Source organism: Actinoplanes sp. NPDC019969, from assembly GCF_055562375.1.
Map to the genome: position 1 here is coordinate 22,327 of NZ_JBVHFK010000015.1, position 22,433 is coordinate 44,759.

Genomic DNA, 22,433 nt, shown 5'->3' on the forward strand with positions numbered 1-22,433 from the left:
CCGAACCGTTCACACCCGAACACGGCGGGACAGCGACGACTGCCGCACCACCAGTTCCGGAGCGACCAGCACGCCCTGGGCGGGCCGGCGGTCGCCGTCGAGCAGCCGGGACACCATCATCTCGACGGCCAGCCGGCCGACGTGGTTCTTCGGCGGGCGGATCGCGGTGAGCGCCGGCTCGGCCAGATGCGCCACCTCGTCGTCGTAGGAGACGATCGCCAGGTCGTCCGGCACCCGGATGCCCTGGTCGGCGCAGTTCTGGGCGACGGCGATCGCCTCCGGGTCACTGTGCACCACGACCGCGGTCAGCCCGGACAGGGGCACGTTCACCAGGTCGGCGGTCAGGTTCAGGTGCGCGCAGGCGCGGCGCCACCCCTTGCGGAGGTACGCCGACGTCGGGCTCCCCTCGGACAGCAGCAGGCCGATCCGCCGGTGGCCCTGCTCGTACAGGTGCTGGACGGCGATCTCCAGGCCCAGTTCGTGGTCGCTGCGCACCCATTCGACCGGCCGGGGCCCACCGGTCCACCGGCGTGGCTGCCGCTCCACCAGGATCACCGGGACCGGCAGCCGGGCGAGCCGGCCGAGCATCCGGTCCGCGTCGTCGCCGTCCAGCCGGGGCGCCAGCAGCAGCCCCTGCACCTGGCCCGCGTCGACGAGCCGGCCGATCTGCCGCCGGTCCTCCTCGGGATCGTAGGTGGACCCGCGCAACTGCACGTTCACCCCGAGCGCCGCGCCCGCCGCCCGTGCCCCGGCCACGATCGGCGGCCAGTAGAAGTCGAGTGACGGCACCACCATCCCGATCGTGAACGCGGTCCGCCGTGCCGCCGGCCGGGCGGGCAGCGGCACCGGCAGGGTCGCGCCGCCGTGCACCCGCTGGACCAGGTTCCGGGCGGCCAGGGCGGTGATGTCGCGGCGGATGGTCAGCTCGCTGACGCCCAGGTCACGGGCGAGGTCGCTGACCCGGACCGCGCCGCTGCGCCGGAGTTCGGTGAGCAGCCGCTCGTGCCGCTGGACCTGGAACAGGGCTGTTCGATTGGTTGCGTTTGCGACCGAGCGGGATCGCACCATGGCATCACCGTTTCCGACCGTTTACGAAGACGTTACGCACATTCTTACGCATCGATGGGGTGTCCGGATGAGGCTTCTCGTAGTCGCCGCGGTGACCGCGGTGACCGTAGCGTTGCTCCCCGGGCCGGCGCAGGCAGCGCCGGTCACCGTCACGAACGGGGTCCAGTTCACCGACACGTCGGGGGCCGGCGTGCACGCCCACGGTGGCGGGGTGATCAAGGTCGGCGGCTACTGGTACTGGTTCGGGGAGAACCGGAACGCCGACGACACCTTCCGGGCCGTGTCGGTGTACCGGTCGGCGGATCTGCGCACCTGGGAGTTCCGCAACAACGTGCTGACCTCGTCGTCGGCAGCGGAACTGGGCAGCGCGAAGATCGAGCGGCCGAAGGTGATCTACAACGCGTCGACCGGCCGGTACGTGATGTGGATGCACAAGGAGAACGGGACCGATTACGGCGAAGCGCGCGCGGCGGTGGCCTCGTCGGCGACAGTGGACGGGGTTTACACGTACCACGGGAGCTTCCGGCCTTTGAACCACATGTCCCGGGACATCACCCTCTGGGACGACGGCGGCACGGCCTACATGATCTCGGCGGCGGATGAGAACCGGGACCTGCAGATCTACCGGCTCACGGCGGACTATCTGCAGGTGGCGGCGCTGGTCGGGAACTTCTGGGACAACGCGACCCGGGAGGCGCCGGCGATGTTCCGGCGCAACGGCGTCTACTTCCTGCTCACCTCGGGCACCTCGGGGTGGAACCCGAACCAGGCGAAGTACGCGACCGCCACCAGTATCAGCGGGCCGTGGTCGGGGTGGACGAACGTCGGCGACGCGACCACCTTCGGATCGCAGCCGGCCTACGTGCTGCCGGTCGGCAACAGCTTCCTCTACATGGGCGACCGGTGGGCGGGCGCCTGGTCCGGGCCGGTCAACGACTCCCGGTACGTGTGGCTGCCGATCAGCTTCCCGTCCAGCACCACGATGTCGCTGACCTGGTATCCGACGGTCACGATCGACGCAGCGGCCGGCACGGTCACCGGGAACCCGGCCACCTACCACCGCGTCACCAACCAGAACAGCGGCAAGGTGATGGACGTGGTCAGCGCGTCGATGGCCGACAACGCCGAGGTCAAGCAGTACGCCTGGAACGGTGGCGGCAATCAGCGCTGGGAGTTCCGGGACGCCGGCAGCGGTTACGTCCGGATCGTCGCCCAGCACAGCGGCAAGTGCCTGGACGTGGCGAACGCGTCGGCCGCCGACGGGGCCAACATCATCCAGTGGACATGCGGCAACGGCACGAATCAGCAGTGGACGTTCAGCGGCGGGCAGCTCCGGGCCCGGCACAGCGGGAAGTGCCTGGACGTGGTCGCGTCGAACACCGCCGACGGCGCCGACATCCAGCAGTACACCTGCACCGCGGGCGCCAACCAGCAGTGGACCCGCACGGCATAAACCGGTCTCCGATCATGAGACGGGCCCGTACGGTACGGGGATGCAACGGATCAACGAGCGTCTGATCAACTGGGCCAGCATCCTCGAGGAGGAGACGCTCCGGCAGGCGGAGAAGGCGTCCCGCCTGCCGTTCATCCACCCGCACATCGCGCTGATGCCGGACGCCCACCTCGGCAAGGGCGCCACCGTCGGATCGGTCATCCCGACCCGCGGGGCGATCATCCCGGCCGCGGTGGGCGTCGACATCGGCTGCGGCATGGCCGCGGTGCGCACCCAGTTCCACCGCGACGACCTGCGCGGCGACCTGAGCAGGCTGCGGACGTCGATCGAGCAGGCGGTGCCGCTGTCGGCCGGCGCCTACAACACCAGGCTCACCGACTCGGCCCGCGAACGGGTCGAGGAGCTGACCGCGGCGGCGTCGTTCGATCCGGCCGCGTACGCCAGGAACTGGGCTCTTCAGCTCGGCACCCTGGGCAGCGGCAACCATTTCATCGAGGTGTGCCACGACGAGAAGGACGCGGTGTGGCTGTTCCTGCACTCCGGCTCCCGGGGCGTCGGCAACAAGATCGCCAGTCATCACATCCGGGTCGCGCAGAACCTGATGGAGCAGCGGCGGATCGACCTGCCCGACCGGGACCTCGCCTATCTGGAGGAGGGCACCGCCGAGTTCGAGGCGTACCTCACGGAGCTGCGGTGGGCGCAGAACTTCGCCCTGGTCAACCGGGACGAGATGATGGACCGGCTGATCGCGTGCGTCGCCGCGTACACCGGCGCCGAGGTGCGGCAACAGGAACGGGTGCAGTGTCACCACAACTACACCGAGCAGGAGACCCACTACGGCGAGCAGGTGTGGCTGTCCCGCAAGGGCGCCATCAACGCCGCCAAGGGGGTGCCGGGGCTGATCCCCGGCTCGATGGGGGACGCGTCGTACGTGGTCGTCGGCAAGGGGAACCCGACGTCGCTGAACTCGTCACCGCACGGGGCCGGGCGGGCGTACTCGCGGTCGAAGGCCCGCAAGACCTTCACCCGCGAGCAGCTGCGCACGGCCATGAAGGGCATCGAGTACCGGGACACCGACGCGTTCCTCGACGAGATCCCGCAGGCGTACAAGCCGATCGACGTGGTCATGGAGGACGCCGCCGACCTGGTCGAGATCCGCCACACCCTGCGCCAGATCGTCAACGTCAAGGGCGACTGACGTCGTCCAGATCCGCCCGGTACCACTCGTCGCCCACGAAGACGTGCAGGTCCGGCCCACGCCCCACGATCGCGTCGAACCTCGGGCGCTCGCCGCCGGGCAGCGCCAGCCGGTAGCGGCCGGTCTCGTGCAGCTCACCGCCGCCTAACTCGGCGGTGGTGAGCTGGTCCCCCATCCGGCGATGGCCGCTGAGCAGCGCGACCCGGCGGCCGTCGGTGATCACGCTGGTGGACCCGGCGAGGAGATCGGCGTGCCAGGTGGTGACGTGGTCGCCGGTCACCCGGACCAGCGGCGTGCCCCAGTCCCGGCACACCCACGCCGTCTCCCCGTCGGCGTTGAGCGCGAGACAGTGGCCGTTCCCGGGGATCGCCCAGTCCGGCGCCCCGTCCGGGCGGAACCGGGCCAGCCCGCCCGGCCGGTCCGGGCCGGGGTGGATGTATCCGGCCCACGATCGTCCCGACGGCGTGGTCAGCACCTTGGTCACCCCGTCACCGAACGCGAACTCGCCCACGGCGGAGCCATCCTCGCCGTACACGATCGCATCGCCTTTCGATTGTCGCGGCACCACGAACCGGCCGCCCGGCAGCGGCTGCGGCGCCGTGACCGCCACCAGCCTCGTCATGATCCGCACCACCGCGGCCGGCTCGTGCACGGTGATCCAGGCTTCGACGGGCGGCTCCCCCGACGTGTCGGCCAGCGACGACTGGGCGTGCCAGAAGGCGCCGCCCGCCCACAGCGCCACCGCCTCCCCCGCCGGGCCCACCGACACCCGGACCGGTCGCGGCCCGTCCCCGGCCGGCGTCAGCCGTGCGTGCCTGCGCAGCCGCACCACCGGCAGATCCCGCATCCCGTCCGGGATCTCCCGCGCCCAGGCGCGCTGCCGGTCCTCGAAGAGTCTCCGGACGTCGTCCACCATCCGGACATTCCAGCACCGCGGGGACGGAACGCCTAGTGATCCTTTCCGGCGGGCTTAGTCGTTGAGCACTTCGGCCGACTGAAAAGTAGGGGGATCGGCCAGGCGACGGAAGGATCGACGGTATGGAGGGGCGCTACCGAGGCGTTCGCGCGCGGCCGCGGGACCGGCGCAGTCCGCTGGCGGCCGCGGCGCTCAGCGCGCTGGGTGTCGCCGGGGTGGCCGCGGCCCTGGCCGGTGGCGTGCTGTACGCCGAGCACCCGGAGGCTGCCCCGGGACTGCCGGCGCCCGCCGCCGGGACCCCGTTCGTGTACGACCCGGGCGCCTACCGGCACGCCCTGGAAGCGGACATCGGGCACAAGCTGACCGCCGCGAACTTCGCCAGGATCGAGGACGTGGCGGGGATGGCGTGCGGCTGGGACGGCGACGAGTTCGCCGACTGGGTGGCGCTCAACGCCGACGACGGCACCCTCGGCAAGGTGCACCTGGACGTCAGCTACCGCTGCCCGGACCGCCGCGACGACATCACCGCCGCCCTGGAGCGCATCGACCAGGCCCGGCGGTCGTGCGTGATGCCACCGGACGCCGACCCGCGGATCCTCGCCCCGGTCGACGGCAAACCCGCCCAGTCCGCCCTGACCTGCCTGTTCCTGCACGAGAACGAGTCCGGCGACCTCTAGTGATTCGCCGGTTTCCGGGGCGGGACGGGCTCACGATGGGGGTATGGGAGAGGCGCACCTGCAGGACGAGTCCAAGAAGATCCACGGGGACAAGCTGGCGGCGGCGTTCCGCAAGCGGGACGACGACGTCGAGAAGCTGCCGCGGCACCCGGCCGCGAAGTCCAGGGCCGACGAGGCGTCCCGGGACGAGATCGGGTCGGCGGCCGGGCGCTCGTAGCGGCACGGCCACCGGATGCGGCCCGCCGGTCGCGAGTCGGTCGCGGCCGGCGGGCGTACGGCGTCAACTCGTAGGCGTTGCGGTGCCCGGCGGCCATCGACCGCGGCCAGAACGTCACGAGGTGGCTCGCACAGCCGGGGCCGCGTTCCGGCGGTCCGCATCCGCAGCTCCCGGGCCTTCCCGGCGAACCTGTCGTGCTCGTCCTCGCCCAGGCCGAGCGCGGTGGCCAGCGCGGCGAGGGTGCGTGGCTGCGGCGTCCGGCTGTGGCCGCGTTCCCTGTCGCTGATCGCGCGGACGCTCACCCCGGACGCCTCGGAGAGTTGTTCCATCGTCAGACCGGCATCACGGCGCAGCGCTCGCAGCCGTACCCCGAACCCCGTCATGAGCCCACCTGACTACTGTGGGCCGGGTGGGCGATCACCTGAATCCGGCGGTTCCCGCACCGGCCGGGGCAATCCGGGGCGTGGTGTTCTTCGATGTGGACGGCACACTCGCGCCGGGCAGCAGCGGCCGGCATCTCGCCGGGCTGCTCGGGCACGCCGAGGCGTGCCGGGAGGTCGAGGAGGCGTACGACGCCGGGCTGATGACCAACCAGGAGGCGTCGATCGTCGACGCGCGTGGCTGGGCCGGGCGCACCCCGGCCGAGGTGCACGGCTTCCTGGCGACGCTGCCGCTGGTCGACGGCATCCCGGAGACGGTTGCCTGGTGCCGGGCGCACGGGCTGGCGCCGGCCCTGGCGACGCTGGCGTGGGACCCGACCGGCGCCTACCTGTGCGAGCGGTTCGGCTTCGCCCGCGCCTGCGGGCCCCGCCTGGAGGTGCTCGACGGCCGCTACAGCGGGGCGGTCGCCGAGCACCTCGACGAGCTGGGCAAACGGGACTACGCGACGGCGCTGGCCGCCGAGTACGGGGTCACCATGGACCGGTGCGCGGCGATCGGGGACAGCCGGTCGGATCTGCCGCTGTTCGCGGCGGTGGGGCTGCCGATCGCGTTCAACGCCGCGCCTGCCGCCCGGTCAGCGGCGCGGGCCGTCGTCGACAGCGGTGACCTGCGGGCCGTTCTCGAGCCGCTGCGGGCCTGGCTGGACGGCCAGCAGGACCGCTGACACGGCGGTGACGGCGGCGGCGAAGAGGAACACCAGGGCCGGGGTCGCGTACGTCAAGGACCAGGCGAAAGCCGCGCCCGCCGCCACCGGGACCGCAGCCTCGGCCGTCGCGCTGACGCCGGTCAGCGCGCCCTGCACCGTCCCCTGCTCGTCCGCGCCGACCTGGGCGGAGATCAGCGACAGCGCGGCCGCGCCCCCGAACGCCGCCAGCACCCCGGCGGCCTGCCAGGTGTAGAGCGTCCACGGCGACCCGGCGAACGCCGTCCCGGCCAGCGACAGCGCGGTCATCGTGGTGCCGGCGACCGCGGCACGCCGGTCACCGAGCCGCCGCACGATCGGGCCGATCGCCCGCACCTGGACGACCGCGCCGGCCAGCGCGCCGACCGCCATCACGACGCCGATGTGCGCGGTGCTCCACGCGAACTGCACGGTGAGATAGAACGTCCACACCGACTGGTGGATCATCCGGCCGACGTCGGCGCAGAACCGTGCCACGGCGAGCCGGCCCAGCACCGGGCGGCGCAGCACAGTGGTGATCGCGGTGACCGGGTTCGCGGTGCGCAAGGTCAGTGGGGTGGTGCGGTCGCCGGGGCGGGACTCGGGCAGCACGAACCAGCCGTAGGCGACGTTCGCGAAGCACAGCACGGCCGCGGCCAGGAACGGCAGGCGGATGTCGACGGCGCCGAGCAGCCCGCCGAGGGTCGGCCCGGCGACGAACCCGAGACCGAAGGCGGCGCCGATCCGGCTGTACGCGCGGGCCCGTCCCGATGGCGGGGTGACATCGGCGACGTACGCGTTGACCACGGTGTTCGTGCCCGCGCACGCCCCGGCGAGAGCGTGGAAGACCAGCAGCGCCCACGGTCCGGACGTGACGGCGTGGGCCAGCCAGTCGATGCCCAGGCACCCCAGCGAGAGGAGCAGGACGGGCCGGCGGCCGTACCGGTCGGCGAACCGGCCGAGCAGCGGCGACAGGGCGAACTGCAGCACGCCGTAGGTCGACCCGAGCACCCCGGACCACAGCACGGCGGACGCGGGATCGGCGGTGACCGATGTCATCAGGGCGGGCAGGATCGGCACGACCAGGCCGAGGCCGAGCATGTCGAGGAAGACGGTGACGAGCAGGAAGGAGAGGGCGGGCGCCCGGCGCATTGCGGCTCCTGGAGTCTCGAGGTGGGCAATCGCCCCCCTCGAAACTCACCGCGAGCACGGAGGATCAGAATATCGGCGCCGTCAACCCATTTCGTAGTAGGAGTTCACGGCGGGCTGGCCGGTGTAGTTCGTCGGTGATGTCCGCCGCCCGCCGCAGCCCGGTCAGGCGCCGCCCGGCCGGGCCGCCGCCGGCGAGACGGACCGATGCGAGGTCCAGGTCGGCGGCGAAGGACCCGGTGGGCGTCAGGCGGGCGCCTCGATCAGGTTGTTCGCCACGACGGACGAGGCGTGCAGTCGCTGATCATCGAGGAGGTCGCCCACCTCGAGATCCTTCCACTGTCAGCGGAACGCGTCGAGGTGACGGCCGGCCCAGTCGGCGAAGGACCGTGCCCGGCGGCCCAGGATCTCCGGGATGTGCGGGCTGACCCGCTGTTCCTGTGCGGTCGGGCGGCCCAGGATGTCCAGGGTGCCGTCGACCACCGGCGCCGGCATGAAGGTGAGCATCTGTGCCCGGGCCTCCTCGGCGGACTGGTCGGCGAACCGGACCGGCTCGCCCAGCACTGTCCCGATCACTGCCGCACGATCACGCGGGGTGGTGGAGGCGGGGCCGGTCAACTCGTACACCGCACCGCGATGCCGTTGATCCTGAAGTGCCGCCGCGGCGACCTCGGCGATGTCGGCCGGGTCCACCACCGGCAGAGCGACGTTCCCGAAAGGCGAGGTCACGGTACGCGACTCGCGCACCTGCGGCGCCCAGGCGAACGCGTTCGAGGCGAACCCGCCCGGCCGCAGCACCGTCCAGTCCAGTCCCGAGTTCCGGACCGTGTCCTCCAGCGCCCGCAGCGGCGCATGCGACACGGCATCCGGGCGGGTGCCGGCCGCCTGCGAGGACAGCAGCACGATCCGGCGTACGCCGCCTGACTTCACCACATCCAGGATCGCCGGCGCGTCGAGATGCGCGCCCGCCCCGGAGACCAGCAGGAACAGCGCCTCCGCACCGGACACCACGGCGCGCAGGCTCTCCGGCTCGGTCAGGTCGGCCCGATGATGCTCCGCGCCCGCCGGAAGATCAGCCGGCGACTGCCGGGACACCGCCCGCACCGAAGCGCCCTGGGCTGTCAGCGCCCGCACCAGCGGCCGTCCGACATTGCCCGTCGCCCCCGTCACCACGTACACGATCGACTCCCTGTCGTCGAAGGATCATCGTCGTGGAGGACGCTAACAGCCTGCATATAGTAGGTACCTAGAGGAAAGTGACTATCCTTTCGGCATGCGCATGACCGAATCGTCCCCTGAGCAGGCCTGCCCGATCGCGCCCGTGGTCGACATCGTCTTCAGCCGCTGGACCACGCCGATCCTGTGGACGCTGCACGAGTTCGGGCGGATGCGCTTCGTCGAGCTGGAACGCCGCATCACCACGATCACCCCGAAGGTGCTCACCCAGCGCCTGCGCCAGCTCGAACGCGACGGCCTGATCACCCGCACGTACCACCCGGAGGTCCCGCCCCGCGTCGAGTACGAGATCAGCGACCTCGGCCGCAGTCTCGGCCCGCTCTTCGCCCACCTCACCACCTGGGCCACCGACAATCTCCCCAAGGTCGAGCAGTCCCGCACCTCCTACGACTCCGCCCGCTGAAGATCACGTCCGGCTGGCTCTCATGGCTGTCTCGACCGCGCCGAGACAGCCATGAGAGCCAGCCGGGGTTTCCTGGCGGTGACCGGGTCCGAGGCGTGGGTGATCGGATCGGACCGGAACGATCGGGCGGCGGGCGGCCCCCGGCGGCCAGGCTGGAAGCCGAAAGGAGGCCTCGTGATCTCGGCACTCAACCGCCTCGTCGACATCGTCGAAGAGCGGCTCACCACGGAACTGGACGTGACCGCTGTCGCCCGTGCGCTCGGCACCACCGAGTACCACCTGCGCCGGATGTTCTCGTCGCTGGCCGGGATGCCGCTGTCGGAGTACGTGCGGCGCCGCCGGATGACCGTCGCCGCCGGTGACGTGGTCCGCGGCGAGGACGATCTGCTGACGATCGCGGTCCGTCACGGTTACGGTTCGGCCGAGGCGTTCGGCCGCGCGTTCCGCGCGGTTCACGGCGCGGGACCGGGTGAGGTACGCCGTGACGGAGGCCCCCTTCGCACACAACCGCAGATCAGGTTCCGCCTGACCGTCGAAGGGAGCACCCCCATGGACACCCGCATCGCCGACCTGCCCGGCATCCGGCTCGCCGGGCACGCCACCCGCGTCCCGCTGATCCACGTCGGCGCCAACCCGCACATCCAGGAGTTCGTCGCCGGCCTGCCCGCGGAGGCGCACCAGCGTCTCAAGGATCTCAGCTCGACCGAACCGGCCGGGCTGCTGCAGGTCACCGACGGCATCGACCCCGACGCCCCGGAGGGCAGCGAACTGACCTATCTGCACGGGGCCGCCGTCAGCGCCGGCACTCCGGTCCCCGACGACCTCGACGTCATCGCGGTGCCGGCCGGCAAGTGGGCGGTGTTCCGCACCTCGGGCCCGTACCCGTCGGCGCTTCAGGACGCCTGGGCCGCCACCGCCACGGACTGGTTCCCGTCGAATCCGTGGCGGCTGCGTCCCGGCCCGTCGATCGTCGCGATGCTGGACATCGCCGCCGACTTCAGCACCGCGACGTGCGAGCTCTGGATGCCCGTCGAACCCGCCTGACCGTCGGTCCCGCGCGCCGCGGCGTCAGCCCGCGGCGCGCGGGTCGGCGTGCATCTCCCAGGGGGCCTGCGGGAGGACGCGACCGGTCTCCAGCAGGGATTTCAGGTTGGCCATCATCGCCGGCCAACCGGCCGAGACGGCCTTGAGGTCGTCCTCGGTCTGCAGGTTCTCGTGGGTGACGGTCAGCCGGACGATGTCGTGGAACGGCTCGACCAGGAACGTCACCGTGGTCGCCGCCGGCCCCGGCCCGGACCCGGCCTCCCCGAACGTCATCACGAGCCGGACCGGCGGCTCCACCTCGAGGACGACGCCGCCCCCGTCGGCGATCCCGGAGCCGTCGGTGCGCCGGTGCTCCCATGGCGAGCCCGGCCGCCAGTCGGAGACGTTGCTGTGGCCCCAATACTCCCCGGTCAGATCGGCCGAGGTCAGCGCCTCCCACACCCGGTGGGGGGTGGCGTGGATGTACGTCACGTACACGAAGCTCGGTTTCATCGGTGACTCCTCCGCATGCCGCCGGATCGCGTCGAGGGCCCGCAACCGCGGCTCCTCGAACGATGCGACCCATCGCTGCTGCAACTCGTGAATCGGAACCGGGTTGAGGTAGTGCAGCCTCTCCCGGCCGCGCCGGACCGTGCTGATCAGGTTCGCCTCCGCGAGCACGTCGAGGTGCTGGGTGACGGACTGCCGGGTCATGTCCAGGCTGCCGCAGAGCCGCCCGAGGGTCTGCCCGTTCTCCTCGCGGAGGCTGTCGAGCAGCCGGCGCCGGGTGGGATCGGCGAGCGCCCGGAACACCCTGTCCATGTCCTCGGCCATGACCAGCATTATGCAGTCATCTGCCTGCCTATCTCAACCGCAACCCCCCGGCTGGTCGTGGGTGTTGTCCCCGGGCCGTCGAGACGGCACCCACGACCAGCCGGCCCTCAGGACCGCACGTTGGCGATCATCCGGCGGAGGACCTTCAGCGCCGCCACGTAGTCGGCGTCGTCGATGCCGTCGTGGATGCGCGCCCGGATCCCCGGGGCGAGCTTCTTGATCTCCAGGCGGGCCGCCTCCCCCTCTTCCGTGATGCGCCAGCCGCTCCGGCCCTCCCGGAGGATCAGGCCGTGCTCCGCCAGAACCGCCGCCTCGGCCTCCAGGTCGTCCTCCGCGCGCAGGTAGGTGCTCATCGCCTCCCGCAGCTCGGCGATCGACCGGGCCGAACCGTCCGGCCAGAGATCACCGGCCGACAGGTTGCGCAGGATCCAGAACTGCGGCTGCGTGAATCCCGCCTCGGCCTGCCGGGCACGGGTGAAGGCGATCAGGGCCTCGTACGCCATCCCGGTCCAGTAGGCGGCCGGCTGCCCGGCCAGCTCCTCGTCACTCAACTGATCGATGCTCATGCGCGGGACCGTAGGACCTCCATCGCACTTGAGGTCAAGGCTGGTGGAACACGGCCTCGGGCTCCGTCGCCGACGGCCCGTTCAGCAGCGGCTGGGGAATGCCCCGCAGGTGCAGGTCGAAGAAGGCGCCGACATAGCGCCGGGTGAGCTGTGCCGCCCGCGCGCCGGTGATCGGCGAGCCGGGGTCCGGCAGGCCGGCCTGATCACCGAGGACCGGGAAGTCGGTGAAGTCCATGTGACCCGTGCCGGTGACGGTGATCCACCGCTTCCACCCGTCGAGCGCCTGCCACGCGCCGTCCCACGTCCCCGGTCCCGGCTGCCCCGGGACGCTGCTCTGCGCGCCGAGCATCAGGAACGGCCGGCCGGCCACCCCCGCCTCGGGAATCGGGACGAAGAAGCCACCGTCCATGTTGGCCCCGGCCCGCACCCGTGGGTCGGCCGCCATCGTCGTCGCGGCCGCCGCTCCGCCGGCCGAGTGACCGGCCACCCCGATGCGGGAACGGTCGATCAGGCCGGCGTGGCGCCAGGCCGGCCGCGCCCCGGTCAGACGGTCGAGCAGGAACGAGATGTCAGCGGCCCGGACGGTGACGACCGACGCGTATCCCACCGTCTCGGTGACGTCCAAGGCGGTGAACGGCAGGACCCGGCCGCCGGGGAACGCGGTGCCGAACGATTCGTAGGCGTGGTCGACGGTGGCCACGACGTATCCCCTGCTCGCAAGCTCCTCGGCGAGGTGGGTGAGGGTGTGCCGGTGCAGGCTGAACCCGGGCGAGAGCACCACCAGCGGGAACCGGCCGCGCCGGGGCGCCGCGGCGGCGGTCGCCGACGTGCGGGTGTCCCGGACCGCCTCGGGCGAGATCACGCCGGTCAGCCCGCGCGCCTCGAGGAGCGGGCGGATCTCGGCCTCGGTCAGATAGCGCGCCGGACGGCCGGACCCGGTCGTCGCGGGATAGAACATCGACACCATCAGCTCGCGGGGCATCGACGGCGTCCATGGGTCGCGCCGCGAACGGTCGATCAGGTGCAGCACATCCCGCCCGACCGGGAAGGCTCCGGTGGGGGCCGGCAGCGCGAACGGCGACGAGGCGGGAACCGACACCCCGGCGGCGGCCGGACCGGGCAGGACCGGGACGGCGGAGGCGATGGTGGCCGCGGACAGCACGACGCTCACGGCGGCCCGCTTGGCGATGTCGAATGTGGTGGTCATGGGCTCCAGCCAACCGGACCGGAACGCCCGGCACAGTCGTGCAGGGTGGAGTCCTGAAGGTATATCCCGCACTACTGTGGGCGGCCGGGCGGGCGGATAACCTCTAGGCATGATCAAGGCCGTCATCGTCGATGTGGACGACACGCTCTGCCTGACCGAGGCGACCTCGTTCGACCTGGAGAACGAGGTTCTGGCCGAGATGGGCCGGCCACCGATGTCCCGCGCGCTACACCTGGCCACCTGGGGCGAGCCGCTGCTGGACGCGATGCCGCAGCGGTCGCCGGGGCTGGATCTGGAGCGGTTCCTGCCGCTGTTCCACACCGCCATGCACCGGCACGTCGCCGACGGCCGCATCGACGTGATCGCCCCGGAGAACCTGGAGGCGCTCGACCGGCTGGTCCTGTCCGGCCGGACCGTGATGCTGCTGACCTCCCGGGCCGAGGTGGAGCTGCGGCACATGCTGGCGGACGATCACGTGCTGGCGGGCCGGATCAGCGGCGCCTGGCACAAGGACAACACGCGGTACGGCAAACCCGACCCACGGGCGTTCGACGAGCTTCTCGCGCACACCGGGCTGTCGCCGGCGCAGTGTGTCTACGTCGGCGACTCGCCCGGTGACGCGGTCGCGGCAGGCGGCGCCGGGATCGCCTTCATCGCCTGCCTGCAGAGCGGTGTCCGGCGCCTCGACGAGTTCGACCCCCGTTACGTGACGGCGTCCGTCGACAAGTTCCCCGAGGTGGTGGAGGTGGTCGAGAAGCTCAGCCGAATTCCAGGCTGACCCGGTGCTCACTGGAGCGCCAGGCCGGCACCGGCAGCTCGGTGATGCCGCCGCCGCGCTCCCGGGCGGTCACCGACACCGTGCCGCGGGCCGACGCCGGGATGAAGACGTCCACCCCGGAGATGAAGGTCGTGGCGATGAACTCCGGCAGCGGCGCGGACAGGTCGGTCACCGCGTCACTGTCGTCGTCGAAGGCGAACACGCCGATGATCCGCCGGTTGTGCGGGGCGGTCGCCGGGTTCAGGACGTCCTGACCGTTGATCCACAGGTTGTCGCCCTCGCCGCCCCACCACTCCTTCTGCCGCTGGAAGGTGAGCGCGGTGTGCCGGTCGCTGGTGTCGACCAGGGCGCCGAGCCCTTCGCCGGGCTTGCTGGTGAGCAGCCGGACGAACGAGTCGGAGCGGCGGAACGGCTCGAAGTAGAAGTGGTGGGTGGCCTGTTCCGCACGGATCAGGGCGAACTCGTACCTGGCGTGGGGTGACAGCGGGATCGGGCCGAACGCGCCGCCCGCACCGAGCGGGCCACGCCAGACCCGGCGCTCGCGGCGGCCGGTCGACGTGCGGACCCGGTGCACCTCCAGCACCGCGTCGGTGACCCCGGCGTTGCTGGGGAAGAGCACGGCCCGCCCGGAGACGTACGCGATCCTGGTCGGGACGACACGCGGGGAGGCGTCCCGGCCGCGCAGGAAGCGGTGGATCTCCCGGAACGACGCGGCCGACGACACGGTCTGCGTGTGCGACTGATCCGGGAAGTGGACGTTCGTCGCGCCCACCACGGTCCGGGCCGGATCGCCCTCGCCCCAGATCGCCAGGGTCTCGACGCCGCCGGGCAGGGCCGCGGCGGGCCGGCCGTCCAGGTTGACGTAGTGCGCGACACGCGCGGCCCGCTCCGGCGAGCTGTTGAGATAACCCTGGGTGACGAAGGTGCCGAGCGAGTGCGCCAGCAGATCGACCCGGTCGGCGCCGGAAGCGGCGAGCAGCCGTTCGATCCGGGCGTCCAGACCGGCGTACACCTGCTGGATGATCGTGGCGATGTTCGGCGAATCGTACTCGTGCGCCTCGATGATCCCGATCGGATAGCCGTTGCCGGCCAGTCGTTTCGCCTGGATGCGGAACTGCATGGCGGAGCCGGCGCTACCGTGGATGAAGATCACCGGCCGGTGCCGGGGCCGATGCCCGGCAGTGGCAGGCAGTGCGGGCAGTCCGGCGAGCGCGACGCCCGCGGGTACCCCGATCAAACTTCGGCGAGTAATCCCCATCGACCCTCCCGATTGACAGTCATGATTATTGCACTATGACTGCTATTAGGTGAGGGAGGGAACCCCGCCCGTACAAGTCACCGTCATCGTGACCACATCGCCACCGTGCTTGAAGCTCACCGCCGGCGCCGCCGCCGGGCCTGCCTCGACCGACTGCACCTTGTACGGTTTCGTCGCCGGCCAGGAGAGAAGCCGCGCGGTGTCCGGCGCCGGGCAGGTCGCCACGACCGTGCCGCCGGCCGACGTGAAGGTCCGCTCGACCGGGGTCGCGGCCGCGGTCGTGGTGGCCGGCGCGGCGGTCGGCGGAGTCCCGGCCGCAGCGGTCGCGGAGGCCACCGGCACGCCTGGGCCCGAGGTCCGAGCGGGCGCTGTCGTACGCGTACCGGCCGGCTTCTCACCGGCGTCACCCGACCGGCCACTCACCGGCGGCCCTGCCGTACGCGACGGCGCCGACGCCGGCGTGCCGGCGGACGCGGGGCCGCCGGTATGGGACGCCGGCGCTGATGCGCCCGCCACCACCTGTGGCGCGGTGCTCTCCGGCGCGTCCTTCAGCAGAAGCCATCCCCCGGCCGCGGCCGTGGCCAGCACCGCCGCCGCAGCCACCCATCGCCCGACCGGCGCCCGGCCCGGTGCGACATCCCGTTCCCCCGCCGCCCCGAGCCGCTCCAGCCCCACCCGCGTGCGAGGCCCCGCCGAAGCCGGATCCTCCACCGGTCCGCCGCCCGGCAACACACCCGCGCCCGCCCCGGACGCCGGATTCAAGCCACCACCCGCCGCCGCGACAGGCGCCGGCGGCGCGGCCCACCCCGGCAGGTCCGGGCCGAGAGAAGGCACGCCCGTGCCGAGAGGAGGCACGGCCGGGCCGAGAGGAGGCACGGCCGGGCCGAGAGAAGGTACGGCCGGGGCCGCCGGAGGCTGCAGACGGGCCTGGGGCTCGGCCCGCAGGTCCCGGACCAGCACCGTCGGCTCCGAGACGGCGGCCAGCGACGGATGCGGCTCGTCCGCCACCACCCGCATGCCCGCCGCCTGCGCGAGAACCGCCGCCACCTCGCGCGCGCTCGGCCGGTCCCCCGGCTCCTTCGCCAGGCAGCTATCACAGAGCCGCGCCACCTCCGCCGGCACCTCCGGCACGGGTGGCAACGGCGCGGGCGCCACGTACAGGTGCGCGTTCAGCATCTGCCGGGTGTTCTCGCTGCTCCACGGCGACCGCCCGGTGAACATCAGGTACAGCACGACCCCGAGCGCGTACACATCGGAGGCCGGAACGATCGCGTCGGCGAGCAGCCGTTCCGGCGCCAGGTACGCCGGCGTGCCCAGGACCTCCCCGATCACTTCCGGTCGTTCCGGCGAAACCGCTGCGGCGATGCCGAAGTCCACGACCTTCGCCCCGGTCGGCGCGAGCATCACGTTCCCCGGTTTGATGTCGCGGTGCACGAGCCCTTCGGCGTGGGCCGCCGCCAGCCCCGCCGCGATCTCCGCACCGATGCGCATCCCGAACCGCGGCGCGAGCGGCCCCGCCGCCAGCCGGTCCCACAGTGTCCCGCCCGGCACCAGCTCCATCACGACGAACGGCAGCACCCCACCGGCGCTGCGGACTTCGCCGTAGTCGTACACCTGCGCCACGTTCGGATGTGACAACACCGCCGCCGCCCGCGCCTCGCGGCGGATCCGTTCCCGTGAACCGGCGTCCCCGGCCTGCGACGGCGCCACCAGTTTGACCGCCACCGCCCGGCCCAGCACATCGTCATGCGCCTGCCAGACCACCGCCATCCCACCGGCGCCGATCGGCTCCATCAAGCGATAGCGCCCACCCAGCACCTGCCCCGCATACGCCGTCCCATATTCCCCGTCGGAAACGTTCACCTCGGCATCCTGCCCCGATCATCAACGATCCGCAGCCCCGGTTCATTTTCCGTACGGCCACCGCACCGAACCGTGACAGCCATCCCGCGCGGCGAACCGCGGATCTTGTGCGGCTGGCTCTCAGGGCTGTCTCGGCGCGCGGGAGACAGCCCTGAGAACCAGCCGATAACTTCCGGCTGGCTGCCGGCCGGAGCGACGCGAAGCCCAACGGGTGAGGCACGCCCGCGCGGGCAGGACAGGGTGGAAGGCCTCGCGGGATGGGCACGGAACGCGTTCGCGGCCCGTACAAGGCAAGGGGGTTAATCGCTTGCCGCGACCGGCAGTGATCGCGTCGAATAGCGGCGTGCGTGAATCGGCATGGACGCTGTTCGATCGGATGACGGCGGGATACGACGGAGCCCGGCAGATGAGCGGGTCGATTCTCGACCTGTGGGCCGGGATGACCAGACACGAGATCGCCTGGCGGACGGGGCGCGAATCGGCGGTGACGGTGGTCGATGCCCGGCCGTCGTTCGTGACGAGGATGGCGGATCACACGGCGGCCCGGGCCCGTGGCCTCCGGCGCGCGCGCCGCGGATCATGGCCGCCGCGCGACCGGACCCTCAAGCGTGGCCGCCTCCCCTGCCTGCACCGCCGCTAGCTGTGATCATGACGGGGCGACGCGGGAAATGATGGCGATTCATATGTGACAGACTCTGCGGGTGCAGATCGGGGTGCTCGGGTCGTTCGAGGTTCGCGCGGACGACGGCATCCTCCTGGACGTCCCCGGTGCGCGGCTGCGCGGCCTGCTGATCGCTCTCGCGCTGGAGACCGGCCGGGTCGTCCCGAAGGGCACGCTCGTCGACTGGATCTGGGGCGAGCATCCGCCGGCCGACGCCGCGAACGCGCTGCACCGGCTGGTGTCGCGGCTCCGGAAGGCGCTGCCGGACGGCGTGATCGAGGGGCACACCGACGGCTACCGGCTGACGGTGGCGCCGGACGACGTGGACGCGGTCCGGTTCGAGCGGCTGATCACCGCGAGCCGTGGCCACCCGGACCGGGCGGGGCTGCTGCGGGACGCGCTCGCGCTGTGGCGGGGCACGGCCATGCCGGATGTGGTGCTGCCGGACAGCGCGGCGTTCGGCGCGGCCGTCACCCGCCTGGAGGGGCTGCGGCTGGCGGCGCAGGAGGACCGGTTCGACGCGGAGATCACTCTCGGTCATGGCGCCGATCTGGTCGACGAGCTGACCGTTCTGGTGGCGGCGCATCCGATGCGGGAGCGTCTGGTCGCCGCGCTGATGCGGGCGCTGGTCGCGGCGGGGCGCGGCACCGAGGCCCTGGCCGTGTTCCAGCAGACCCGGGAGGCGCTGGCCGACGCGCTGGGCGTGGATCCGTCGCCGGAGTTGTCGGCGTTGCACGTGGCGCTGCTGCGCGCCGACGCGGGGCGGCAGCGCGAGGACCGGCGGACGAACCTGCGGGCCGAGCTGACCAGCTACGTCGGCAAGGAGGGCGATGTCGCGGCGGTCGGTGACCTGGTCACCGGGAACCGGCTCACCACGCTGATCGGGCCGGGCGGCTCGGGCAAGACCCGGCTCGCCACCGAGACCGCGCGCACGCTGCTGGACGGCCTGCCGGACGGGGCGTGGCTGGTGGAGCTCGCGGCGATCGGCCCGGACAGCGCCCCCGGCGACGTGGCGCAGGCGACGATCACCGGGCTGGGGCTGCGGGACGCGCTGCTCGGTGAGGCGCCGCACGCGGATCTCACGGAACGCCTGATCACCGCGATCCGGGACCGCGACGCGCTGCTGGTGCTGGACAACTGCGAGCACGTGATCGAGGCGGCGGCGACGTTCGCGCACCGGCTGCTCGGCGAGTGCCGGCGGCTGCGGATCCTGGCGACGAGCCGGGAGCCGCTCGGTATCACCGGGGAGGTGCTGTGGCCGGTCGCGCCGCTGGGCACCGATGCCGCGGTGGCGCTGCTGCGGGACCGGGCGGTGGCCGTACGCAAGGATCTCGTGCTCGATGACGCCGCGCGGGCGACGATGGCCCGGGTCTGCCGGGCGCTGGACGGCATGCCCCTCGCGATCGAGCTGGCCGCGGCCCGGCTGCGCACCATGTCGCTCGATCAGCTCGCGAACCGGTTGGACGACCGGTTCCGGCTGCTCACCGGGGGCAGCCGGACGGCGCTGCCCCGGCACCGGACGCTGCGCGCGCTCGTCGACTGGAGCTGGGAGCTGCTCAGCGACGCGGAGCGGACGGTGTTGTGCCGGCTGTCGGTGTTCTCCGGCGGGGCGGGCCTGGAGGCGGCCGAACGGGTCTGCGCCGACCAGGACGACGTCCTCGACCTGCTGTCGTCGCTGGTGGAGAAGTCCCTGGTGGTGGTCGGTGACGAGGGCGCGCCACGCTACCGGATGCTCGGAACGATCAAGGAGTACGCGGCCCAGCGGCTCGCGGAGGCCGGTGGGTCCGAGGCGGCCCGGCAGGCGCACCTGGCGTACTTCACCGAGCTCGCCGCGACCGCCGACCCGCATCTGCGCCGGGCCGAGCAGTTGGAGTGGCTGGCCGTGCTGGCGGCGGAGCACGACAACATCGGCGCGGCGATGCGGGGCGCGCTCGCGGCCGGCGAGGCGGAACCGGCGATGCGGCTCGCCGGGCACGCCGGGTGGTACTGGTGGCTGAGCGGGCACAAGGCCGAAGGCATCGAGCTGATCACCGCGGCCGCCGGAACGCCCGGCGAGGTCTCCGACGAGATCCAGGCGCACGTGTACTCGCTGATCGTCCTCTTCGCCGGTTCCGGCCGGGCCGACGAGCGGCAGGCCGCCGAGTGGATCCACAAGGCCGCCGAGCTGACCCGCCGCAGCAATCTGAGTCATCCGATCCTGGGGCTGGTCGAGCCGCTGGAACGCCTGTTGCGGGATCCGTCGCAGTTCCTGCTCGCCTGGGAACCCGTACTGAAGAATCCGGATCCTTGGGTACGGGCCCTCGCGCGCCTGCATCTCGGCAAGATGCGGGTCGCGGCCGGGCACGGCGACCGGGACGCCGACGCGTACCTGGCGGGGGCGCTCGCCGAGTTCCGGGCGATCGGCGAACGCTTCGGCACCTACTTCGCACTGACCGAGCTGGCCGGCCGGATCGCCACCCGCGGGGAGTTCGCCGCCGCCTGCGAGTACTACGAGCAGGCCATCGCCGCGGTCAGCGAGGTCGGCTCGATCGAGGACGTGATCGAGATGCGGTCCCGGCAGGCGCTGCTGTTCCGGCTGCTCGGCGACCCGGCGGCGAGCACGGCGGTGATGGCCGAGGCGGACCGGCTGGCGGCCCGGGTGAACTGGCCGGACTCGCTGTCGGAGCTGGCCCTGGCGAAGGCGGAGCTGGCCCGCCTGGACGGTGACCTCGCGGAGGCCCGCCGGCAGCTGGCCGCCGCGGTGACGATGCTCGGCGGGAAGGCGGAGCAGGCCAACGTACGGGCACACGTCCACGACCGCAGCGCCTACCTCACCGACGATCTCGCCGAGGCCCGCGCCCACCGGGTGGCGGCCTGCGAGGCGGCGGCCGAGGCCGGGCACACCCACCTGGTCGCGATGATCGTCGTCGGGGTCGCCGATCTGGCGCTGCGTTCGGCCCGGCCGGAGCAGGCGGCCCGGCTGCTCGGCGCGGCCGACGCGCTGCGCGGGCTGCCGGACCGGTCGAGCCCGGACGCGGCCCGGATCGAGCGGGCGGCACGAAGCAGCCTCGGCGACACGGGGTTCGCCGAGGCGGTTCGCCAGGGTGGCCAGGCCGACTGGCGGCAGCTGACCGCTGTCACGCTCGCTTCCGGAACGTCGACGACGCCCACAGGTAACCGGCCAGGGTGATCACCGCGCACCAGGCGACCGCGGCGACCAGGTCGGCGGTCTGCGGCGCGCCGTTGAGGAACCCGCGCAGGCTCTCGATGATCGGGGTGAACGGCTGGTACTCGGCGAACTGCCGGACGCCCTGCCCCATCATCTCGGCGGGAACGATGGCGCTGCTGAAGAACGGCAGCATGACCAGCGGCACGGCGGCCATGCCGGCGGTCTCCGGGGACTTCGCGGCCAGCCCGAGGGCGATGGTGAACCAGCCGGCCGCGATCGCCAGCAGCAGCACGACGCCGATCGCGCCGAGCCAGTCGAGGGCGCTCGCCGCCGGGTCGAAGCCGAGCAGGAACGCGACGCCGAGCAGCGCCGCGATGGCGATCAGGTTGGTCAGCACGCTGGACACGACGTGGCCGTTGAGGACCGCGCCGCGGGGCACGTCCATCACCTTGAACCGGTTGATGATGCCCTTGGTCATGTCGGAGTTGACCGAGGTGGCGGTGGCGCCGAGGCCGTAGCAGACGGCCAGCAGCATCAGGCCGGGTGTCGCGTAGTCGATGTAGTCGACCCCGACGTCGAACGCGTCCCCGAACACGTAGACGAACATCAGCATCATCACGACCGGCATCAGCACCGCGTTGAAGATCGAGGCGGGGTTGCGGAGCAGGTGCTTGAGGTTGCGGCGCAGCATGACGAAGCTCATCGGGCGTCCACCTTCGTGTCGTGGCCGGTCAGGGCGAGGAAGACGTCGTCGAGGTCCGGGGTGTCCACGGCGAACTCGGCGGCGCTGAGGGAGTTCTCGTCGAGCCGGTCCAGCACGGCCCGCAGGGATGCCGTGCCGCCGTCGCTGGGCACCCGCAGGGTCAGGCCCTCGTCGTCGCGGGTGGCGTCGGGGAACAGGCGCGCGGCCGCGTCCAGGCCGGCGGCGGTGGTGAAGCCGAGCCGTACGTTGGTGCCGGGGATCTGCCGTTTCAGTTCGGCGGGGCTGCCCTGGGCGACGAGCCGGCCCTGGTCCAGCACGGCGATCCGGTCGGCGAGCTGGTCCGCCTCCTCCAGGTACTGCGTGGTGAGGAAGATCGTCACCCCGTCCGCGACCAGCGCCCGGACGATGTCCCACATGGTGCGGCGGCTGCGCGGGTCGAGGCCGGTGGTCGGCTCGTCGAGGAAGATGATGCGGGGGTCGCCGACCAGCGTCATGGCCAGGTCGAGCTTGCGGCGCATGCCACCGGAGTACGTGGCCGCCGGCTTCGGAGCGGCCTCGACCAGGTCGAACCGTTCCAGCAGCTCGTCGACGCCCCGTTTGCCACGGCCGCGGTGCAGGTCGACCATGAGCTGCAGGTTCTCAGCTCCGGTGAGCAGGTCGTCGACGGCGGCGAACTGGCCGGTGACGCCGATCAGCGCCCGTACCGCTTTCGCGTCGGTGACCGCGTCGTGGCCGCCGATGCGGACCGTGCCGCTGTCGGCCCGCATCAGGGTGGTCAGCACGTTGACCGTGGTGGTCTTGCCGGCCCCGTTCGGGCCGAGCAGGGAGAAGATGGTGCCGGCCCGGACATCCAGGTCGATGCCGTCCAGCACCGCCTTGTCCTTGAACGCCTTCCGGAGCCCGGAGACTTCGATCGCTGAGGTCATGCCCCGAAGATTCGCGGGCCTGGCTGACACCGGCCTGTCACGGCTCT

Annotated in this window: 21 protein-coding genes and 1 pseudogene; 10 read left to right on the top strand and 12 right to left on the bottom strand. The window is 72.2% G+C overall.

Annotated elements, in window-relative coordinates:
- Positions 1-9 precede the first annotated feature (9 nt).
- Positions 10-1,068, bottom strand: a complete 1,059-nt coding sequence (locus tag ACZ3II_RS36345; protein WP_465523998.1) for a LacI family DNA-binding transcriptional regulator — start codon at positions 1,066-1,068, stop codon at positions 10-12.
- Positions 1,069-1,135: 67 nt separating this feature from the next.
- Between ACZ3II_RS36345 and ACZ3II_RS36350 the strand changes: the two genes are divergently transcribed.
- Positions 1,136-2,521 (top strand): RICIN domain-containing protein, encoded by a 1,386-nt coding sequence (locus ACZ3II_RS36350; RefSeq protein ID WP_465524000.1) that lies wholly within the window; start codon positions 1,136-1,138, stop codon positions 2,519-2,521.
- 40 nt (positions 2,522-2,561) lie between these two features.
- Positions 2,562-3,719, top strand: coding sequence for an RtcB family protein (locus tag ACZ3II_RS36355; protein ID WP_465524002.1), 1,158 nt, complete (start codon positions 2,562-2,564; stop codon positions 3,717-3,719).
- On the opposite strand, the gene ACZ3II_RS36360 is transcribed toward ACZ3II_RS36355, so the two are convergent.
- Positions 3,706-4,635, bottom strand: a complete 930-nt coding sequence (locus ACZ3II_RS36360) for a hypothetical protein (RefSeq protein WP_465524004.1) — start codon at positions 4,633-4,635, stop codon at positions 3,706-3,708. The two genes, ACZ3II_RS36355 and ACZ3II_RS36360, sit on opposite strands and share 14 nt — an antisense overlap.
- 122 nt (positions 4,636-4,757) lie before the next feature.
- Between ACZ3II_RS36360 and ACZ3II_RS36365 the strand changes: the two genes are divergently transcribed.
- Complete coding sequence (locus ACZ3II_RS36365) at positions 4,758-5,312, top strand: hypothetical protein (RefSeq protein WP_465524006.1); 555 nt, start codon at positions 4,758-4,760, stop codon at positions 5,310-5,312.
- A 43-nt stretch (positions 5,313-5,355) separates the two neighbouring features.
- Complete coding sequence (locus ACZ3II_RS36370) at positions 5,356-5,529, top strand: hypothetical protein (protein WP_465524378.1); 174 nt, start codon at positions 5,356-5,358, stop codon at positions 5,527-5,529.
- A 197-nt stretch (positions 5,530-5,726) separates the two neighbouring features.
- Here the strand turns inward: ACZ3II_RS36370 and ACZ3II_RS36375 are convergent.
- Positions 5,727-5,912 (bottom strand): annotated as a pseudogene (locus ACZ3II_RS36375) (helix-turn-helix domain-containing protein); the annotation flags it as partial.
- A 26-nt stretch (positions 5,913-5,938) separates the two neighbouring features.
- Here ACZ3II_RS36375 and ACZ3II_RS36380 point away from each other — a divergent pair.
- Positions 5,939-6,634, top strand: a complete 696-nt coding sequence (locus tag ACZ3II_RS36380) for an HAD family hydrolase (protein ID WP_465524008.1) — start codon at positions 5,939-5,941, stop codon at positions 6,632-6,634.
- Here ACZ3II_RS36380 and ACZ3II_RS36385 read toward each other — a convergent pair.
- Entirely contained in the window at positions 6,545-7,783 is a 1,239-nt protein-coding gene (locus ACZ3II_RS36385) for an MFS transporter (protein ID WP_465524010.1), read from the bottom strand. The genes ACZ3II_RS36380 and ACZ3II_RS36385 overlap by 90 nt on opposite strands.
- Positions 7,784-8,122: 339 nt before the next feature.
- Complete coding sequence (locus ACZ3II_RS36390) at positions 8,123-8,959, bottom strand: NAD(P)H-binding protein (RefSeq protein ID WP_465524012.1); 837 nt, start codon at positions 8,957-8,959, stop codon at positions 8,123-8,125.
- Between the two features lie 94 nt (positions 8,960-9,053).
- Between ACZ3II_RS36390 and ACZ3II_RS36395 the strand changes: the two genes are divergently transcribed.
- Complete coding sequence (locus ACZ3II_RS36395; RefSeq protein WP_465524014.1) at positions 9,054-9,419, top strand: winged helix-turn-helix transcriptional regulator; 366 nt, start codon at positions 9,054-9,056, stop codon at positions 9,417-9,419.
- A 174-nt stretch (positions 9,420-9,593) separates the two neighbouring features.
- The gene (locus tag ACZ3II_RS36400) at positions 9,594-10,463 is read left to right on the top strand and encodes an AraC family transcriptional regulator (RefSeq protein ID WP_465524016.1); all 870 of its coding nucleotides are present in this window, start codon (positions 9,594-9,596) and stop codon (positions 10,461-10,463) included.
- A 24-nt stretch (positions 10,464-10,487) separates the two neighbouring features.
- Here ACZ3II_RS36400 and ACZ3II_RS36405 read toward each other — a convergent pair whose 3' ends face one another.
- From ACZ3II_RS36405 to ACZ3II_RS36415, 3 genes are all read right to left on the bottom strand, one after another.
- Positions 10,488-11,276 carry an ArsR/SmtB family transcription factor gene (locus tag ACZ3II_RS36405; RefSeq protein ID WP_465524018.1) on the bottom strand — a complete coding sequence of 263 codons (789 nt, stop codon included), beginning with the start codon at positions 11,274-11,276 and terminating at the stop codon, positions 10,488-10,490.
- 107 nt (positions 11,277-11,383) lie between these two features.
- Positions 11,384-11,842 carry a MarR family transcriptional regulator gene (locus tag ACZ3II_RS36410; protein ID WP_465524020.1) on the bottom strand — a complete coding sequence of 153 codons (459 nt, stop codon included), beginning with the start codon at positions 11,840-11,842 and terminating at the stop codon, positions 11,384-11,386.
- Between the two features lie 34 nt (positions 11,843-11,876).
- Positions 11,877-13,049: an alpha/beta hydrolase family protein gene (locus tag ACZ3II_RS36415; RefSeq protein WP_465524022.1), complete on the bottom strand. Its 1,173-nt coding sequence runs from the start codon at positions 13,047-13,049 to the stop codon at positions 11,877-11,879.
- Between the two features lie 109 nt (positions 13,050-13,158).
- On the opposite strand from ACZ3II_RS36415, the gene ACZ3II_RS36420 reads away from it, so the two are divergent.
- Positions 13,159-13,827 (top strand): HAD family hydrolase, encoded by a 669-nt coding sequence (locus tag ACZ3II_RS36420; RefSeq protein WP_465524024.1) that lies wholly within the window; start codon positions 13,159-13,161, stop codon positions 13,825-13,827.
- Here ACZ3II_RS36420 and ACZ3II_RS36425 read toward each other — a convergent pair.
- Entirely contained in the window at positions 13,808-15,064 is a 1,257-nt protein-coding gene (locus ACZ3II_RS36425) for an alpha/beta hydrolase (RefSeq protein ID WP_465524026.1), read from the bottom strand. The genes ACZ3II_RS36420 and ACZ3II_RS36425 overlap by 20 nt on opposite strands.
- Positions 15,065-15,130: 66 nt before the next feature.
- Entirely contained in the window at positions 15,131-16,948 is a 1,818-nt protein-coding gene (locus ACZ3II_RS36430) for a serine/threonine-protein kinase (protein WP_465524028.1), read from the bottom strand.
- 406 nt (positions 16,949-17,354) lie between these two features.
- On the opposite strand from ACZ3II_RS36430, the gene ACZ3II_RS36435 reads away from it, so the two are divergent.
- Entirely contained in the window at positions 17,355-17,588 is a 234-nt protein-coding gene (locus ACZ3II_RS36435; RefSeq protein ID WP_465524030.1) for a hypothetical protein, read from the top strand.
- Between the two features lie 61 nt (positions 17,589-17,649).
- On the top strand, positions 17,650-20,778 hold the full coding sequence (locus ACZ3II_RS36440) for a BTAD domain-containing putative transcriptional regulator (RefSeq protein ID WP_465524032.1): 3,129 nt from the start codon (positions 17,650-17,652) through the stop codon (positions 20,776-20,778).
- Here ACZ3II_RS36440 and ACZ3II_RS36445 read toward each other — a convergent pair.
- Positions 20,726-21,460, bottom strand: coding sequence for an ABC transporter permease (locus ACZ3II_RS36445; RefSeq protein WP_465524034.1), 735 nt, complete (start codon positions 21,458-21,460; stop codon positions 20,726-20,728). The two genes, ACZ3II_RS36440 and ACZ3II_RS36445, sit on opposite strands and share 53 nt — an antisense overlap.
- Complete coding sequence (locus ACZ3II_RS36450) at positions 21,457-22,386, bottom strand: ATP-binding cassette domain-containing protein (RefSeq protein ID WP_465524036.1); 930 nt, start codon at positions 22,384-22,386, stop codon at positions 21,457-21,459. Before ACZ3II_RS36450 ends, ACZ3II_RS36445 begins: the two co-directional genes overlap by 4 nt.
- Between the last annotated feature and the right edge of the window lie 47 nt (positions 22,387-22,433).

Bases quoted from the DNA above. Each gene is read 5' to 3' on its own strand.
- ACZ3II_RS36360 (WP_465524004.1), bottom strand. From the start codon at position 4,635: ATGGTGGACGACGTCCGGAGACTCTTCGAGGACCGGCAGCGCGCCTGG.
- ACZ3II_RS36405 (WP_465524018.1), bottom strand. From the start codon at position 11,276: ATGGCCGAGGACATGGACAGGGTGTTCCGGGCGCTCGCCGATCCCACC.
- ACZ3II_RS36345 (WP_465523998.1), bottom strand. From the start codon at position 1,068: ATGGTGCGATCCCGCTCGGTCGCAAACGCAACCAATCGAACAGCCCTG.
- ACZ3II_RS36415 (WP_465524022.1), bottom strand. From the start codon at position 13,049: ATGACCACCACATTCGACATCGCCAAGCGGGCCGCCGTGAGCGTCGTG.
- ACZ3II_RS36385 (WP_465524010.1), bottom strand. From the start codon at position 7,783: ATGCGCCGGGCGCCCGCCCTCTCCTTCCTGCTCGTCACCGTCTTCCTC.
- ACZ3II_RS36350 (WP_465524000.1), top strand. From the start codon at position 1,136: ATGAGGCTTCTCGTAGTCGCCGCGGTGACCGCGGTGACCGTAGCGTTG.
- ACZ3II_RS36445 (WP_465524034.1), bottom strand. From the start codon at position 21,460: ATGAGCTTCGTCATGCTGCGCCGCAACCTCAAGCACCTGCTCCGCAAC.
- ACZ3II_RS36355 (WP_465524002.1), top strand. From the start codon at position 2,562: ATGCAACGGATCAACGAGCGTCTGATCAACTGGGCCAGCATCCTCGAG.
- ACZ3II_RS36450 (WP_465524036.1), bottom strand. From the start codon at position 22,386: ATGACCTCAGCGATCGAAGTCTCCGGGCTCCGGAAGGCGTTCAAGGAC.
- ACZ3II_RS36395 (WP_465524014.1), top strand. From the start codon at position 9,054: ATGCGCATGACCGAATCGTCCCCTGAGCAGGCCTGCCCGATCGCGCCC.
- ACZ3II_RS36410 (WP_465524020.1), bottom strand. From the start codon at position 11,842: ATGAGCATCGATCAGTTGAGTGACGAGGAGCTGGCCGGGCAGCCGGCC.
- ACZ3II_RS36435 (WP_465524030.1), top strand. From the start codon at position 17,355: ATGAGCGGGTCGATTCTCGACCTGTGGGCCGGGATGACCAGACACGAG.
- ACZ3II_RS36370 (WP_465524378.1), top strand. From the start codon at position 5,356: ATGGGAGAGGCGCACCTGCAGGACGAGTCCAAGAAGATCCACGGGGAC.
- ACZ3II_RS36420 (WP_465524024.1), top strand. From the start codon at position 13,159: ATGATCAAGGCCGTCATCGTCGATGTGGACGACACGCTCTGCCTGACC.
- ACZ3II_RS36365 (WP_465524006.1), top strand. From the start codon at position 4,758: ATGGAGGGGCGCTACCGAGGCGTTCGCGCGCGGCCGCGGGACCGGCGC.